We start from the raw sequence: 264 nt of genomic DNA, 5'->3' as shown, positions 1-264 counted from the left end.
ACTGGAAGGAACCCGGCACCGAGCCCGTGAACGTCAGGATGCCTCGTGACAGATCCGCCGACACGGACGTGCCAGCCGGGGGCGTTCCCGCCGCGACGAGCGAAATCGCATCGCCGTTCGGATCCGTATCATTCGCAATCGGGTCAATCGCCAGGGCCTCGCCCACGCGGGCCACGTAGAAGTCAGCGCGCGCCACCGGCGGAACGTTACCCGCCTCCTGGACGCTCACCTGCAGCTCGCCCGTCGTCTCGGCGTGTCCGTCCG

At 68.6% G+C, this 264-nt stretch carries 1 protein-coding gene; it reads right to left on the bottom strand.

Annotated features, from left to right (window positions below; translation table 11 throughout):
• On the bottom strand, positions 1 to 264 hold a 264-nt coding region (locus tag QP415_RS12005; RefSeq protein ID WP_285100231.1), incomplete at both ends, for an Ig-like domain-containing protein.

Source organism: Pauljensenia sp. UMB3104, assembly GCF_030217285.1.
Classification (GTDB): Bacteria; Actinomycetota; Actinomycetes; order Actinomycetales; family Actinomycetaceae; genus Pauljensenia.
The sequence above is the reverse complement of the archived record's forward strand: the minus strand, read 5'-3'. Positions and strand labels throughout refer to the sequence as shown.